Genomic DNA, 13425 nt, shown 5'->3' with positions numbered 1-13425 from the left:
ATGAGATAAACTCGGAGAGCCTCATGATTGAGGCTCTCCTTTTTATGACAGTCAGCCTTGTTGCGGTGTGACAAAAGATTGTTTGTACCAGCGCCAAATCTGATCAAAAGCGGCATACAACGACATATATATGAGTAACTTCAAGGTAAGCTGTTTCCAGTCGGAGGGATCAGCAAACACGTCAAGATCAAATCCGGTTAATTCTTCAATCAATCGATAGACAGCCACGGCAAAAATAACAGCGAAGAGATTCATGGATATATTCTCAAAGAAAAGTAGTTATTCCGGAAACCCCGGCAGGTGTTGAGTTAGCATACCGGCTTTGTGCCAGGATGCCTGCTCATCGCAGAAAATCTGGCAGTCAGGTGATTTAGAAGACTGCTCGTTCAGTGAACCTGCCGGCACAATCAGGGCTTTCCCGCTCTGTGACAAATAGGGCAGGTTCGCGCCGCATTGGCCGCAAAAGGCATTGGAGAAGGTGCGTGTCGGGTGGTTGTACCTCACTATGGCTTGTTCACCCTGCTCCCACCGGATATTGTTCGGCTGGGTAAAAAGGTTGGAAGCATGGGCTGAACCCGTCAGTTTTTTGCACTGATCGCAGTGGCACAAATAAAAATGAGAAAAATCGTCATCCAGTGAAAAGGTGACTGTTCCGCACAGACAGCCGCCATGTAATTTACGCATTAAACATTCCTTGTTATTCGCAACCTGCTAAACGTTGGATTTAACACTATTGCATATTGTTCAAACTGTAAATGCAAAAATAATCAACGCAATAAAGCTGGCAGCCAGTTGATGGCGTTTTTGTTTGATGGCGTTTTTGTTTAATATTCATATTGATGCGTAACATCATTGATAGTAGCCTGATACCAGCATGCAACATTGACGTCAGTTGGCTCAATGGCGAATTGGCATTCTCTCTTCCCTACACACAGAGAAACTTCATGGATAGAAAACATACCTTTGGTGTCATTCTGGCACTGCTTGCCGCTTTTTTTAACGGCATGGTTGGCATACTGAGTGCTAACCTGTTTCAGTCGGGCCTCTCACCGGAAGCCGTGGCATTTTATAAATGCGTCGTTGCTTTGTTGATCATTGTGGTGTTACTGGCTGCCACCGGACAAATCGCTACCTTGCTTACTTATGTAAAAACCAAATGGAAAGCCTTGTCGGTGTGCAGTTTCTTTGGCTTTTTCATGCTGTATTTTTTTGAAACGGCGTCCTACGAAACACTGAACGTTGCTGTGGTGGTCTTCCTGCTGTTTGGTGTCTCTACGCTGGTAACATTTTTTGCCAATGCGCTGTTTGAAAGGCGAAACCTGGTGGCGCAGGAATGGATGTCGGTACTGTTCGCGGTACTGGGTTTGTACCTGATCTTCATGGAAAATGAGAACATCGCCAGTTCGGATAATACCGGTTTTGTGTTTGCGGTACTGGCGGGTGTGGGTTACGGGCTGTTTTTGGTGCTGAATAAGAAACTGAACATTGGCGGCGGGTTAGTTCCGGTTGGCGGCCTGCTGCTGTTTGGTGTGGTGTATCTGTTTGTTCCCTTTTCCATGTCGGGCTTTGTTGGTGTTGAAAGCGATGTCTGGTTAACCCTCTTATTGCTGGCGCTGCTGCCCACCATAGGCGGCTTCTGGTGCACGACTAAGTCCCTGACGATATTAAAAAGCCAGACGGTTCAGCTGGTTGAGCTTTCGGAGCCTATTTTTGCTTTGATGCTGGGTTTTATTTTCTTAGGTCAGTTAGTCTCGCCGATGCAGATGCTGGGCGGAGGCTGCATTTTGGGTGCGATTCTGATCCATGAAGTGAAGCTGTCCACCTTGAAATCACTGAGTAAGCGAAAAGTGGCGACGGACTCGACCCGGTAAACTTTCCTCTTCTTATCTGCATACACTACAGATCAAACAGCCAGCCTCAGACTGGCTGTTTTTTGTTGCCTCAAAGCGCAGTGTACACACGCGCTTTGTTAGTATTTCCTTGTTCGTCCTGGCCGAGGTGCTTTTTCTGCCGGAGTGGTTTTTATCGCTGGAAAAGCATATTGAACAGCGTGCCAGACCTATCAACCTCTGACTTTTCAAGCCTTAGAATGTGATTAAGAGCGGAGGTGCTCCGTCTGTTTAACTGCCCGGATTGGAGATGATTTTTTATCGGTCGCGCTTTTCCCGGTTATTTTGCGGCCTGTTTGCGAAAATGCACTATTGTTAACACAGCTGGGTTAGCCGTTCAGGGTTTACCATGCCCATTTTTCCTTTCTCTATTTTCTCTCGTCGATCTCCCTCACATTGTCGACAATTCTATTCATCCAGATTTACTTTGTGTTAACAATTGGCTTGTTTTTTATCTTTTATAGGTCTATTTTTTCCTTGTTGATTAAGTATTGTTGACAATGTTGGTTGATTGGGAGGTTGGAGAGAACTGTGAGTATTGATATTGTAGACAATGTGCAAGATCCCACGCTGACTGTGAGCGGTAAAGCTGACGCTGTAAAAGAGCCGACCAAATCCAACAGTTTGCTGGAAGTGCTGGTAGAGCGCATCGTCACCGGGGTTTTTCCTGCCGGCAGCAAGATATCTGAACCTGAACTGGCCCGCCAGTTTGCCGTTAGCCGCGGCCCGCTGCGTGAAGCCATGATGCGGGTTGAAGCCTTGGGTTTGGTCGAGCGCATTCCCCATGTCGGCGCCCGGGTCGTTGCACTCAGCCCGCAGAAACTGGCTGAAATCTATGCGGTGCGGGAAGCGTTGGAAGGTATGGCGGCGCGTCAGGCCTGTGAAAAAATCACTGATGAAGAAATTGCCGGGCTGGAAGTCTTATTGCAAACCCATCAGACCCATATTGAGCAGGTCGATGGCGCCTCCTATTTTCATCAGCACGGTGATTTCGATTTCCACTACCGGATCATCAAAGCCAGTCGAAACAGCAAGTTAATCAGCTTGTTGTGCGATGAGCTTTATCACTTGCTGCGTATGTACCGCTATCAATCACCGCGTTCGCATTCACGTCCGGAGCGGGCACTGAACGAGCACACACAGATTCTGGCAGCGATAAAGGAGCGCGACGGCGAACTGGCTGAAATGCTGATGCGTCGCCACATAATGCGCAGCAGAACACTGATCGAAAGTCAGTTAAAAAAGGACTGATACTCAGCAGAATGCGTTCTGCCGGATAATTCTTACAACAACAAGGAGCAAGTTATGAAGCCAGGACAGCGTTTCCGTCAGGCTGTTGCAGATAACCACCCGCTGCAGGTGGTGGGTACGATCAATCCATACTGCGCCATGATGGCAAAGCAGGTGGGTCATCAGGCTATTTACCTGTCTGGTGGCGGGATCGCCAACGCCTCTTATGGCCTGCCGGATCTGGGGATCACTACTCTGAATGATGTGACGGAAGACGTGCGCCGGATCACCGCCGCCTGTGACCTGCCGATGCTGGTGGATATTGATACCGGTTTTGGCGGTGCATTCAATATTGCCCGCACCATTCGCGAAATGGAGCGTGCCGGTGCCGCCGCGGTCCATATGGAAGATCAGGTGGCGCAGAAACGCTGCGGACACCGTCCGAATAAAGCCATTGTCAGTCAGGCTGAAATGGTGGATCGCATTAAAGCGGCAGTCGATGCCCGTCAGGATGACAGCTTTGTCATCATGGCCCGTACCGATGCGCTGGCCGTTGAAGGGATGGATGCTGCGATCGAGCGGGCCATTGCCTGTGTTGAAGCCGGTGCCGACATGATTTTCCCGGAAGCCATGATTTCGCTCGAGCAGTATCGCCAGTTTGTTGATGCGGTAAAAGTGCCCGTGCTGGCAAACATCACAGAGTTTGGTGCAACGCCGTTGTTTTCCTGCGAAGAGCTTGCCGCGCAGGGTGTCGACATGGTGCTTTATCCATTGTCAGCATTTCGTGCCATGAACAAAGCGGCACTGAATGTCTATCAGCATCTGATGACAGACGGCCACCAGCGCAACGTGGTTGAGCAGATGCAAACCCGTGAAGAGCTTTATGATTATCTTGGCTACCATGAATATGAGCAAAAGCTGGACAAACTATTCAGCGAACAGTGACATCATACGCGGATATTCCCTCCCCCTTGAAAAGGGGGAGGGACAGAAAGAATTCATGCAACAGAAGAAGAAGGCGTACGAAGTCAGCGTCTCAATCCAATAACGTGACGACCAGTAACAAAAGGAGCCTGTAATGACTGCGACACAATCAGTGACAGCGGACAAAGAAAACACGGCAAACAAGGACAGTTCACTCAACAAGCCACTGGGCGGGGCAGGTCTGCGCGGTCAGAGTGCCGGCAGCACCGCACTGTGTACCGTGGGCAAAACCGGTACCGGCCTGACATACCGTGGCTATGACATCACGGATCTGGCGCACAATGCCCAGTTCGAAGAAGTGGCTTATCTGCTGCTGAAAGGCAAACTGCCGACCCAGGCTGAGCTGGATCAGTACAAAGCGACACTGAAAGCTAAACGCGGCTTGCCCGATGCATTGAAAACCGTACTGGAAGCGATTCCGGCACAGGCGCACCCGATGGACGTTATGCGTACCGGCTGCTCCATGCTGGGTAACCTGGCTCAGGAAACGGATTTCAGCCAGCAGGCAGACAAAACCGACACTTTACTGGCTATGCTGCCTGCCATCATTTGCTACTGGTACCGCTACAGCCACGACGGTGTGCGCATCGATACCGCCAGTTCTGAGCAGGATTGTACCGGCGGATATTTTCTGGAAATGCTGACCGGTAAGACGCCGTCGGAACTGCATAAGCAGGTTATGCATTGCTCGCTGATCCTTTATGCCGAGCATGAGTTCAATGCCTCGACCTTCACCGCTCGTGTCTGCGCTTCCACGCTGTCTGATCTGCATTCGTGCATTACGGCGGCGATCGGCAGCCTGCGCGGCCCGCTGCACGGCGGAGCGAATGAAGCGGCGATGGCGATGATCGAACACTGGAAAACCCCGGACGAAGCGGAAAGCAATATCCTCACTATGCTGGCGAACAAAGACAAAATCATGGGCTTTGGTCATGCAATTTATCGCGACTCAGATCCACGTAACGCGCTCATCAAAGAGTGGGCACGTAAGTTGTCGGCCGATGCCGGTGACGCCCATTTATACGCGGTATCTGAGCGGGTGGAAGCGGTGATGAAACGCGAAAAAGGCCTGTTTGCCAACGCGGACTTTTTCCATGCCTCGGCGTACCATTTTATGGGCATTCCCACCAAGTTGTTTACACCAATCTTTGTCATGAGCCGCGTCACCGGCTGGGCCGCGCATGTGTATGAGCAGCGTGAGAATAACCGCATCATTCGGCCGAGTGCAGATTATATCGGCCAGGATCATCAGGACTGGCTGCCGATAGACCAACGCGTCTAGCTGTTAACTTATTTACCTCCCCGCCAACAGGGGAGGACTAACCACACAGACTAATAACGACTCAGAAGTAAAAGGAAAGATGAATGAGCCTCAACGTTGAACTGAATGAACGCCCGCAGCCGGATGAACTGCTGGTAAAAATTGCCGATTATGTGGCCAATAGCGAAGTTACCTCAGCCGAGGCCTATAACACCGCCCGTAACTGCCTGATGGATACCCTGGGCTGTGGCCTGCTGGCACTGCGCTTCCCTGAATGCACCAAGCACCTGGGCCCGACAGTGCCGGGTACGACAGTACTGAACGGCGCGCGTGTACCGGGAACCTCCCATGAGCTGGACCCGATCACCGCTGCGTTTAACATCGGCTGCATCATTCGCTGGCTGGATTTCAATGACACCTGGCTGGCCGCAGAATGGGGCCATCCGTCCGACAACCTGGGCGGTATTCTGGCCACGGCTGACTACCTGAGCCGTGTTGCTGTTTCGGAAGGCAAAGCGCCGCTGACCGTGCGCGACGTGCTGACCGCCATGATCAAAGCCCATGAAATTCAGGGCGTACTGGCGCTGGAAAACAGCTATAACCGCGTAGGTCTGGATCATGTGTTGCTGGTGCGTGTGGCATCAACGGCTGTGGTGACTAAGATGCTGGGCGGAAACCGCGATCAGATTATAGATGCCGTGTCTCAGGCCTGGGTCGATGGCTGTGCGCTGCGCACCTATCGTCATGCGCCGAATGCCGGCTCCCGTAAATCCTGGGCCGCGGGTGATGCCACCTCCCGTGCCGTTCGTCTGGCGATGATCACCATGAAAGGCGAAATGGGTCTGCCGTCTGTGCTGACCGCACCTAAATGGGGTTATTACGATGTGCTGTTCAACGGCCAGCCGTTCAGGCTGAATCAGGATTTTGGCAGCTATGTGATGGAAAATGTGCTGTTTAAGATCTCTTTCCCGGCAGAGTTCCACGCCCAGACAGCGGTAGAATGTGCGGTGACACTGCATGATCAGGTAAAGAACCGTCTGGATGACATCGAACGTATCGAAGTGACCACGCACGAATCTGCCATTCGCATTATTTCCAAATCCGGCGATCTGGCCAACCCTGCCGACCGCGATCACTGCCTGCAGTACATGATTGCTGTGCCTCTGATTCACGGCGATCTGATTGCAGAGCACTATGAAGATGACTTCCACCGTGGCGACAGCCGCATTGATGTGCTGCGCAGCAAAATGGAAATCATTGAAGATAAGCGTTACAGCGCCGAATATCTGGAATCAGACAAACGCTCGATTGCCAATGCTATTCAGATTTTCTTCAATGATGGCACCAGCACCGAGAAGGTCTCGGTCGAGTACCCGATTGGTCACCGTCGTCGCCGTGAAGAAGGCATTCCTGTGCTGGAGCGTAAGTTCAGACGCAACCTGCTGACCCGCTTCCCGCAGGGCATGAGCGATAAGATTGTTGAGCTCTGCAGTGATCAGGCCAAGCTGGAAGCCACCCCGGTGAATGAGTTTATGGCGATGTTTGCCATTAACTGATCACAATGTGGAATTGCCCATCTGTAACAGAAACCGGCGTATTGATCGCCGGTTTTTTTGTCTGCTCTTAATCGTATGATCACACAAGACAAGGCTGCGCATCAGTGAAGAACGGGCTGGGAAATGGCTTTTCTCAATTGTTCAAGTACATACTCAGCAGATACCAGGATCACAAACTTCACTGTGGGTAACCGAAACGTGCTGTCTGTCACCGGCATTGCCGGAAAGGCCTGACTCATCGGCCAGTGTGGCGGCGCCAATGTCTGATGGTTGGTATTATTGGATCTTGGGCTGCACTCTGTTAATTCCAGATGCAGTCTGGGTAGTTGCGTCAGCATGCTCACCTCAATTTACAGGCAGGAGTTTTCCTGTCATCCCTCAAAAAAATAAACGCACTGAAAGTAAGGCTAATGGCTCTTTGGCTATTGATATAAGGGCGAAAAAGCGAACTTCAAGTCTCTGTACTCAGGTTCTTTATGGTTCACGATAAAAAATGAGAACAATATTGATCTGGTGCATCTCAGGGCAGCTGACTGAGCAGTAGAATGCGGGCTGAGTTCGGCTGATGTCCTATTTTGCTCTGCGAGGTCAAGGTGTTGCATTTTTGTCAGACGGTCAGTGTGCTTATTAAACGTGTTCACACGGCACCGGAAGGTTTTGCCCGGCTGAGACAGCCGCTGGCGGCTCTGTCTGACGTGTCGGGCTTGCTGGCATTAATCGAAGTTTTCTCCGCCGTCACGCAAGTGTCTGAGGAGGCCTGATGATTGGAGAACAGGCTCACCTGAACCGGATCTGGGCGCGAACCCTGCTCGAAGAACTGTCCCGCCTGGGGGGGACTGAGATCTGTCTCGCCCCCGGTTCACGCTCGACACCACTGGCGCTGGAAGCCGCCGCGCATCCGGTACTGAATCTGCATACCCATTTTGATGAGCGCGGCCTGGGCTTTCTTGCGCTCGGTATGGCCAAAGCCAGCGACCAGCCTGTGGCGGTTATCGTAACCTCCGGCACCGCCGTGGCCAATCTGTTACCGGCTGTGGTTGAAGCGGGGCTGACCGGTGAAAAGCTGGTGCTGCTGACCGCCGACCGGCCTGCCGAATTGATCGGCTGCGGCGCCAATCAGGCGATCTGCCAGCCGGGAATCTTCTCTTCTCATGTGACCGCCAGCCTGGATTTGCCCAGCCCTTCTGTGTCTGTCCCGTTAAGCTGGCTGCTGACATCGTTAGATGAGCTGTTATTTCGCCAGCACCAGCAGGGTGGCGCGGTGCACATAAACTGCCCGTTTCCGGAGCCTTTGTATTCGCCTGACCCGCCGGATGAATCGTGCTATTACACAGGATTGCTCGCTCACTGGCGAAGTACGGAACAGCCTTATACCTGTGTGTCTGTTCAGCCTGCACGGGTCACTGTGCCTGATGATATTCAGGCGCTGCGCAGCAAAAAGACGGTCATTATCGCCGGTGGCATGTCTGTTTCAGACGCGCAGGCGGTGGCCGCACTGGCGGCAGCGCTGGAATGTCCGCTGCTGTGTGATCCGCAGTCGGGGATCGGCAGTGACTGGGCGCATTACGATCTCTGGCTGCAGGTTGACGAGCTGGCCGCGCCGCTGAATGAGTGCAATCTGATCCTCCAGTTTGGCTCGCGCCTGATTTCTAAGCGCCTGACTCAGTGGATTGCCCGGCAGGCCAGTGAAAGGCAGGGCGATTACTGGTATGTATCGGCCGACAGGGCGCGCCACAATCCGGACCACCTGCCGCAACGCCATTTTGTCGCGAGTATTGCTGACTGGGCAAACATGGCCCTGGCAGCGTTAGCAAATACCGCCGCTGATGATCCGCTGCCCGGACAGATGCATCAGCAGTCACAACAGCTTCAGCAGCACAAGGGACATGATCCGCAGTGGCGACAGGCACTGCGGCAGACGGCGCTGCAGGTTCATGCCAGAGTCGGCAGCTATTTAGCGGCCTGTGGTGCAATGTCGGAGCTGGCACTGGCGATGGATCTGAGCCTCAGAGGTCAGCAGGCGAGCCTCTTTCTGGGTAACAGCCTGATTGCCCGGCTGGTCGACATGTTTACCGTAGTTAACGGGCGTACTGTTTACACTAACCGGGGCGCTTCGGGTATTGACGGGCTGGTTGCCACTGCGGCAGGGGTGCAGCGTGCCAGCGGCAGTCCTTTAATCTTGCTGCTGGGCGATACCTCGCTGCTGCATGATCTGAACTCGCTGGCGTTATTGACCCACAGTAAAACACCTGTGGTCATCGTCGTCACGAACAACGACGGCGGTGCCATTTTTGATCTGCTACCTGTCCCGCCGGACAGTAAACAGCATCTGTACCAGATGCCGCATGGCTATCAGTTCGAACATGCTGCCCGTCAGTTTGGGTTGGCGTATTGTAAAACCGCGACACTGTCTGCTTATCAAACGGTTGTGAATGAGCATTTGCTTGCCGGGATAGGCGCGCTACTGGTGGAGATTCAGACGCCGCCGGGAGAAGCCTGCGAGCAGCTCAGTCAGTTCATCAGAGATTTGCATGCTCTGTAGCCGGTTTCTAACCCGGAGCGATCAGCCGGATCGTCCGGTACTGGTGTTTCTCCATGGCCTGCTGGGCAGCGGAGCAGACTGGCTTGACTGCGCTCAGTGGCTGCAAGCCTATCCCTGTATCGGGCTGGATTTGCCCGGTCATGGCGGCAGCCGCGCTGTTGTCTGTCACTCTCTGGATGAGGCCGCGGGACAGGTTCGCGATACTCTGAACCAGCATCAGCTGGCGGCCCGTCCTCTGGTGCTGGCGGGCTACTCACTGGGCGCCCGTATCGCCATGCACGGAGTGGCCAACGGCCTGTTTGCACCGCTGAATATCCGGCTGCTGGCGGTGGAAGGCGGTCACTTTGGTCTGACTTCCAAACAGGAACAAATGGTGCGGTGGCGACAGGACTGTCGCTGGGCCCGCCGGTTCCGCCGTGAGCCTGTCGGTACGGTGTTGGCCGACTGGTATCAGCAACCTGTTTTTGCTTCGCTTAATCATGTGCAAAAACAAAGTATGCTTAATTGCCGCAGTGATAACCTCGGGGCCGGTGTTGCCGCCATGCTGCTCGCGACGTCATTGGCCCGGCAAGCTTACCTGGCGGATGCGCTCAAGTCGCAGCACGTGCCACTGCATTACTTTTACGGCGGACACGACAGCAAATTTTCACGAATGGCGAATGACAGCCGGGTGCCGGCAAGCTGTATCGCCGATGCCGGACACAACGCCCATAAAGAACAACCGCAGGCTTTTGCGATGGCGCTCAGGCGTCAGCTGAATCAGTCCCTTGAAATGATATTGTGATCTGAGAGTGAGGATGACGATATTCAGTACCGCACAGCTTGCTTTTCCTTTCCATTGTGAAATGGACAGAGTGTTCTTATTCTGGATTTAATTATCTATGATTTAAGTCTCTGTCTTTGATTATTTTAATTGTTGTTTACTGATTTTTGCCCAGAATAGACAAGCGTTCCTCACGTCGTTCTATCCTTAATATTGAAATATTAACGGATGAATTATGTGAGCATTATAAGAATTTCAGAACAAGTCTGACTGGAAAAAGAATGAGAATCAAACCGCTTCCCCCACTAAACAGCTTAGTTGCCTTCGAAGCTTCGGCCCGGCACCTGAGTTTTACCCTGGCAGCTGACGAACTGAATGTGACTCAAGGTGCAATTAGCCGACAAATTCGCCAGCTGGAGGAATACCTTGGCACAGCGATGTTTACACGCGCAAGCAGGAGTATTTACCTGACACCGACAGGACTTCAGTATTATCAGTCGATCAGCCATTCGTTGCTGGATATTGCCCAAGTCACTGGCGAAGTGAAGAAGTGGCAGGGCGACCATAAAATCACGGTGGCGACAACCAATGCGATGGCGGCACTGTGGCTGCTTCCTAAAGTCGCTGAATTTCAGAATGCGCATGATGACATAGATTTGCGGATTTTAGCATCTGATAACATTCAGGACCTACGGCGGCTCGATTGTGATATAGCGCTTTTCTATTGCCGCACACCACCAGCCGACATGCACGTCACCACCTTGTTTGCTGAAGAGGTTTTTCCGGTCTGCAGCCCGGCATACCTTGAGAAAATCGGTCATCCGACCGAGCCTGAAGATGTGTTCAGCAAAACCTTGCTCTTGCTGGAGGAGTCACAAAGAGACTGGGTGAATTGGGAGGAGTGGTTTCATGCCGTGGGGCTGCCAAATATCACACCTAAAAACCGGATGAATATTAACAATTATCCAATGTTGTTGCAGGCGGCTATTAATGGGCAGGGTATCGCACTGGCATGGGGTTCATTGGTGGATGATTACTTACAAAGTGGTGCCTTAGTCAGGCCAGTGGAGCAAGTGTTGTCGACTGAATCAAATTTCTCGATGCTGGAGCCCATTGGCAGGGGGGTGATGCCAGCGAGCGTGAAGCGCTTTCGCGAGTGGTTATTGCATCAACTCCCGGATGAAGTCGGTGAGAAGGGTTTGATCTAAAAGGATTTTATCCACGCTCAGTTGAACAAAAAAAGCTGGAACTCAGGTTCCAGCTTTTGAATGGATTAGCTTCGCTGGTGCTTTAAGACAATAAGGGTTTTTGGTGGGTTGCCCCTTCTGATTGCGCCGCTGGTGTTGTGTCTGTTTTCAGGGGGGATTTTGGTTCAACGAGTGGTTCGACCGGGCCGTCCAGCTTTTCCTGTTCAGGGTGAACATGCTCCGGAAGCATTGCCCAGGGTTTGGGTTCACGACGCAGACAGTGAAACAGAGTCATACTCATGACGGCGATGAAAATGGCAATCGGGAAGCCAGCGATGATTGATGCCGTTTGCATGGCCTTCAGTCCACCAGCATAGAGCAAGACAGCGGCGATGACTGCAATCATTATTCCCCAGAGTATTCTGATCAAAGTCGGTGGCTCACTGTCACCGGCTGCATCAAGGGTACACAACACCAGCGTGCCTGAATCCGCTGAGGTGATAAAATAGGTGCCAAGCAGTACACAGGCTAGAACGCTCAACAGCTTGCCAAATAAACCCGTATCCAGGTTATCGAACAGGGTAAATAAGGCTCGAGTGGTATCTGCTTTGGTTGCATCCAGAATCGGTCCGCCCGTGAAAGCGGTGGATGGTGTTTGATTGGTCTGCTGTGCGGCTGCAACGACAGTTTGCTCCTGATGGGCTATGCGAGCGTCCTGCTCAACTTTTAGTGCTGCGCCGCCGAAAACCGAGATCCACAGGAAGGTGATCAGGGTAGGTACGATTAATGCCCCGCCTATCAGCTCGCGGATAGTGCGTCCTTTTGAAATCCGAGCGACAAACATGCCAACAAACGGTGCCCAGGTCATCCACCACGGCCAGTAATAGGCTGTCCACCAGTTTTGCCAGCCAGAGTCATTTTGCGCATCGCTCCACAGGCTCATGCCGATAATATTCTGCGCATAAGCGCCAGTACTTTCCAGCAAGGTGTTCAGAATGTAACGCGTTGGGCCAATATAGAGAACGATCACTACCAGTAGCAGCGAAAGCAACATATTCCATTCTGAAAGACGCCGGATGCCTTTGCCAATGCCGGACAGAACGGATGCCACCGCGCAGGTACACAGAGTGACAATAATCACCAGCTGGGTCCCCAGACTGATGTCGATGCCAAATGCCTGATTCAACCCAGAGTTAATCTGGATCACTCCCATACCCAGTGTTTGGGAAATACCAAATGCCGTAACCGCAACCGTTAAAATGTCGACAGTGTGGCCGATGGGGCCGTAAATTCGATTGCCGATTAAAGGGTACAGAATAGAACGGAGTGTGAAGGGGAGATCTTTACGGTATGAAAAATAGGCCAGTGCTAAAGCCACAATGATAAACACTGACCATGGGTGTAAACCCCAGTGAAAGAAGGTCAGTTGCATTGAGGTGGCGGCAGATTGATTGGTCAGTCCTTCAGTAAAAGGATTGTCAGCATAGTGCCACATTGGTTCGGCGACTGACCAGAAAATCAGTCCGATTCCCATGCCGCCAGAAAACAGCATGGACACCCAGGACAAATAGCTAAACTCCGGCTTTTCATTGTCTTTTCCGAGCCGGATATGGCCGTATCGGCTGATCATTAAATAAATAAGAAACCCGACAACCAAGGACACCAGACCAATATAAAACCACTTCATATTCTGCAATAAAATGCTGGAAATGGTTTCGAAATATTGCCCTGCCTGGTTGGCGAGGATAGCGCAGAAAAGCACAAACCCTATCACGACAACTTTTGACGCGATCGTAACAGTAGGGTTTAGCCCTTTCAGTATCCCTGATGTTGCTCTCATAAACATCCCTCTCAGTGCGTGCTGCTCAGTGTTGTTACGTTCTTGTTAATTTTTTGAAGAGTAGAGAGTGCGGAAAGACGTTTCAACTGATTATTTGTCATCCATGAATGAGCTCAGATCATGGAACATTAATTTTATCAATAACAGGGTCTGGCATTATCAGTCCGGCGGAT

General features: G+C 51.9%; 13 protein-coding genes. 9 read left to right on the top strand and 4 right to left on the bottom strand.

Annotated elements, in window-relative coordinates; genetic code table 11:
• Positions 1–51: 51 nt before the first annotated feature.
• A complete protein-coding gene (locus KCG43_RS15895; RefSeq protein WP_218386174.1) occupies positions 52–255 on the bottom strand; it encodes a hypothetical protein in 204 nt (67 codons plus the stop codon).
• A 24-nt stretch (positions 256–279) separates the two neighbouring features.
• Entirely contained in the window at positions 280–684 is a 405-nt protein-coding gene (locus KCG43_RS15890) for a GFA family protein (RefSeq protein ID WP_192016248.1), read from the bottom strand.
• A gap of 260 nt (positions 685–944) precedes the next feature.
• Between KCG43_RS15890 and KCG43_RS15885 the strand changes: the two genes are divergently transcribed.
• The 5 genes from KCG43_RS15885 to KCG43_RS15865 all read left to right on the top strand — a co-directional run bounded on the left by KCG43_RS15885 (position 945) and on the right by KCG43_RS15865 (position 6920).
• Positions 945–1871: a DMT family transporter gene (locus KCG43_RS15885; RefSeq protein WP_218386173.1), complete on the top strand. Its 927-nt coding sequence runs from the start codon at positions 945–947 to the stop codon at positions 1869–1871.
• A 588-nt stretch (positions 1872–2459) separates the two neighbouring features.
• A complete protein-coding gene (locus tag KCG43_RS15880) occupies positions 2460–3140 on the top strand; it encodes a GntR family transcriptional regulator (protein ID WP_255558066.1) in 681 nt (226 codons plus the stop codon).
• A gap of 54 nt (positions 3141–3194) precedes the next feature.
• The gene (gene prpB / locus KCG43_RS15875) at positions 3195–4064 is read left to right on the top strand and encodes a methylisocitrate lyase (protein WP_218386172.1); all 870 of its coding nucleotides are present in this window, start codon (positions 3195–3197) and stop codon (positions 4062–4064) included.
• A gap of 133 nt (positions 4065–4197) precedes the next feature.
• Positions 4198–5385 (top strand): 2-methylcitrate synthase, encoded by a 1188-nt coding sequence (gene prpC / locus KCG43_RS15870; protein WP_218386171.1) that lies wholly within the window; start codon positions 4198–4200, stop codon positions 5383–5385.
• Positions 5386–5468: 83 nt separating this feature from the next.
• Entirely contained in the window at positions 5469–6920 is a 1452-nt protein-coding gene (locus KCG43_RS15865) for a bifunctional 2-methylcitrate dehydratase/aconitate hydratase (protein WP_218386169.1), read from the top strand.
• 101 nt (positions 6921–7021) lie between these two features.
• On the opposite strand, the gene KCG43_RS15860 is transcribed toward KCG43_RS15865, so the two are convergent.
• A complete protein-coding gene (locus tag KCG43_RS15860) occupies positions 7022–7258 on the bottom strand; it encodes a hypothetical protein (RefSeq protein WP_192016253.1) in 237 nt (78 codons plus the stop codon).
• 282 nt (positions 7259–7540) lie between these two features.
• On the opposite strand from KCG43_RS15860, the gene KCG43_RS15855 reads away from it, so the two are divergent.
• The 4 genes from KCG43_RS15855 to gcvA all read left to right on the top strand — a co-directional run bounded on the left by KCG43_RS15855 (position 7541) and on the right by gcvA (position 11433).
• Positions 7541–7681, top strand: coding sequence for a hypothetical protein (locus KCG43_RS15855; protein WP_218386166.1), 141 nt, complete (start codon positions 7541–7543; stop codon positions 7679–7681).
• Entirely contained in the window at positions 7681–9462 is a 1782-nt protein-coding gene (menD, locus tag KCG43_RS15850; protein WP_218386164.1) for a 2-succinyl-5-enolpyruvyl-6-hydroxy-3-cyclohexene-1-carboxylic-acid synthase, read from the top strand. The genes KCG43_RS15855 and menD overlap by 1 nt, the downstream gene beginning before the upstream one ends.
• The gene (menH, locus tag KCG43_RS15845; protein ID WP_218386162.1) at positions 9452–10246 is read left to right on the top strand and encodes a 2-succinyl-6-hydroxy-2,4-cyclohexadiene-1-carboxylate synthase; all 795 of its coding nucleotides are present in this window, start codon (positions 9452–9454) and stop codon (positions 10244–10246) included. Before menD ends, menH begins: the two co-directional genes overlap by 11 nt.
• A 260-nt stretch (positions 10247–10506) precedes the next feature.
• Entirely contained in the window at positions 10507–11433 is a 927-nt protein-coding gene (gcvA, locus tag KCG43_RS15840) for a transcriptional regulator GcvA (RefSeq protein ID WP_192016257.1), read from the top strand.
• A gap of 82 nt (positions 11434–11515) precedes the next feature.
• Here the strand turns inward: gcvA and KCG43_RS15835 are convergent, their stop codons facing one another.
• Entirely contained in the window at positions 11516–13252 is a 1737-nt protein-coding gene (locus KCG43_RS15835) for a BCCT family transporter (protein ID WP_218386160.1), read from the bottom strand.
• Positions 13253–13425: the final 173 nt, after the last annotated feature.

This window comes from Photobacterium sp. WH24, from assembly GCF_019204055.1.
GTDB classification, from domain to species: Bacteria; Pseudomonadota; Gammaproteobacteria; order Enterobacterales; family Vibrionaceae; genus Photobacterium; species Photobacterium arenosum.
This window is presented reverse-complemented; position numbering and strand designations above follow the sequence as displayed.

Excerpts from the sequence above, each read along its gene's own strand:
- prpB (WP_218386172.1), top strand. The coding sequence starts at position 3,195 with ATGAAGCCAGGACAGCGTTTCCGTCAGGCTGTTGCAGATAACCACCCG.
- KCG43_RS15890 (WP_192016248.1), bottom strand. The coding sequence starts at position 684 with ATGCGTAAATTACATGGCGGCTGTCTGTGCGGAACAGTCACCTTTTCA.
- KCG43_RS15885 (WP_218386173.1), top strand. The coding sequence starts at position 945 with ATGGATAGAAAACATACCTTTGGTGTCATTCTGGCACTGCTTGCCGCT.
- prpC (WP_218386171.1), top strand. The coding sequence starts at position 4,198 with ATGACTGCGACACAATCAGTGACAGCGGACAAAGAAAACACGGCAAAC.
- menD (WP_218386164.1), top strand. The coding sequence starts at position 7,681 with ATGATTGGAGAACAGGCTCACCTGAACCGGATCTGGGCGCGAACCCTG.
- KCG43_RS15835 (WP_218386160.1), bottom strand. The coding sequence starts at position 13,252 with ATGAGAGCAACATCAGGGATACTGAAAGGGCTAAACCCTACTGTTACG.
- KCG43_RS15865 (WP_218386169.1), top strand. The coding sequence starts at position 5,469 with ATGAGCCTCAACGTTGAACTGAATGAACGCCCGCAGCCGGATGAACTG.
- gcvA (WP_192016257.1), top strand. The coding sequence starts at position 10,507 with ATGAGAATCAAACCGCTTCCCCCACTAAACAGCTTAGTTGCCTTCGAA.
- KCG43_RS15895 (WP_218386174.1), bottom strand. The coding sequence starts at position 255 with ATGAATCTCTTCGCTGTTATTTTTGCCGTGGCTGTCTATCGATTGATT.
- KCG43_RS15860 (WP_192016253.1), bottom strand. The coding sequence starts at position 7,258 with ATGCTGACGCAACTACCCAGACTGCATCTGGAATTAACAGAGTGCAGC.
- menH (WP_218386162.1), top strand. The coding sequence starts at position 9,452 with ATGCTCTGTAGCCGGTTTCTAACCCGGAGCGATCAGCCGGATCGTCCG.